Annotated in this window: 1 protein-coding gene; it reads left to right on the top strand. The window is 45.0% G+C overall.

Annotated features, from left to right (window positions below; translation table 11 throughout):
* Positions 1 to 65: 65 nt before the first annotated feature.
* Complete coding sequence (locus QUA71_RS09905; RefSeq protein WP_333284470.1) at positions 66 to 1,076, top strand: DUF1156 domain-containing protein; 1,011 nt, start codon at positions 66 to 68, stop codon at positions 1,074 to 1,076.
* The last annotated feature ends 73 nt before the right edge of the window (positions 1,077 to 1,149 follow it).

Here is a 1,149-nt window from a genome sequence, read left to right as displayed (position 1 = left end):
TTAAATCTTTGTGGAACAGGCAAGATGCCTGTTCCTAAAAACAACAACCACCAACCAACAAAATCATGCGCCCCAAACTCTTCATCGAGAAAATCATGCCGGTGAATCTGCTAAACCAGCAGGTTTATTACGAACACGGCGGCAATCCATTTAAAGGATTGCATCGCTGGTATTCGCGCAAACCTTTATCGTTTTCTCGCGCTTCGGTGTTGGGGTCGATTTTACCCGCAGATATCTCTTTAGAAGAGTTTGAATATTTGCTGGGATTGGAACCGGGGAAGGAAATTAAACTCTACAAAACTCCCCCGTCTTCGGTGCGAATTAAAAAGGTTCACGATTATTGCGAGAAAGTGTGGGGGAATCGCACGCCGACGATTTTAGATGCGTTTGCGGGTGGGGGAAGCATTCCGTTTGAGGCGGCGCGGTACGGGTTGAATGTGTTGGCGTCGGATCTCAATCCGGTGGCGGTGGTGACGATGAAGGCGGCTATGGAATATCCGCTGAAATTTGGCCCGGATTTGCAGGAGGATATTGATAAATGGGTGAAATGGGTGGGGGATGAAGCCGAGAAAAGATTAGCTGAGTTTTTTCCATCTTTACCGGGGGAAACTGTGCAGAATTATTTGTGGGCGCATACGGTGGTTTGTCCGAGTTGTCAGTCGGTTGTGCCTTTGAGTCCGAATTGGTGGTTGAGTAAGACGAGTAATTATGCAGGTAAGGGAGAAGCAAGAAAGGTTACGAGTGATTGGTATGCGGTGAAACCGATTCCTAACTTGGAACAGAAGCGGGTTGATTTTGAGTTGGTAAAGGGGAAGAAAGGCAAGGAATCGACGATTAAAACGGATGATGGGGAGTACGATCCGAGTGTTTATAACACGATTAGCAGAGGTGTCGGGAAATGCCCGAATTGTGGGAGTGTTATTGAAAATGACTATATTTGTTCGCCAAGTCAAGACAGTAAACTAGGACATCAAATTTATGCAGTTGCTTATAAAAAAGGAAAAGGTAGTTTAGAATTTACCACGCCCCGCGAATGTGATTTAGAAGGAATCAGATTAGCTGAAGAAAAAAAGTAATTGCTCAACCCCCTTGACAAGAAGACGAGATAGACATTAGATAAAGGAATGGAAAAACTTCCCGACTTAAAAC

The organism is Microcoleus sp. MON1_C5 (assembly GCF_036701875.1).
In the GTDB taxonomy this organism is placed as follows: Bacteria; Cyanobacteriota; Cyanobacteriia; order Cyanobacteriales; family Microcoleaceae; genus Microcoleus.
The sequence above is the reverse complement of the archived record's forward strand: the minus strand, read 5'-3'. Positions and strand labels throughout refer to the sequence as shown.